This window comes from Lyngbya aestuarii BL J (genome assembly GCF_000478195.2).
GTDB lineage: Bacteria > Cyanobacteriota > Cyanobacteriia > Cyanobacteriales > Microcoleaceae > Capilliphycus > Capilliphycus aestuarii.
In genome coordinates this window covers 1-469 of record NZ_AUZM01000358.1, presented here as the reverse complement: position 1 = coordinate 469, position 469 = coordinate 1, and the positions used below count along the sequence as shown (strand labels likewise).

The window sequence follows — 469 nt, the reverse complement described above, 5'->3', positions numbered from 1 at the left end:
TTGTATGAAAGGTTGACACTGAGGCGGGGTGGTCGAAAGTTCGGGATCGATCTCGGAGTGAGTCTCTAATTCCGCGTTAACTTTTCGCTGAGAGATGAATCGAGTGGCGATCGCTCCGAGTAATATTCCGAGTCCCAATGTTAAGCTTGTTAAGCTCAATTGTACCCTCTGGGTGATTGGCTCTTGAATGAGGATGAATTGCCATAGGATTAATGTTGTTCCCAAAATTCCCGAACCGACAACCATCGCCAGCCCGGCTTGACCCAAAATAGTTTCAGTTTTTAGAGAGTTTCTAGGGAAATATTTTTTCACCTGACGTAAAATTTGCATTGTTATGAGGTTAATGATTAACCGACTAAATTCCTAATTTTGATCAGTAGATGCTCTTTTATAGGTTTGGCTTGATCGAGGTATTGATGAGTTAATCGTTCTCAGCGCTTTGATCTCATCGCTTTAAGATCGGAAGAGC

1 protein-coding gene is annotated in these 469 nt (G+C 42.4%); it reads right to left on the bottom strand.

Going from position 1 to position 469, the window contains the following annotated elements; genetic code table 11:
• Positions 1 to 330 (bottom strand): hypothetical protein (locus M595_RS28510; RefSeq protein ID WP_023070012.1); only part of this gene is annotated, 330 nt, incomplete at its 3' end.
• Between the last annotated feature and the right edge of the window lie 139 nt (positions 331 to 469).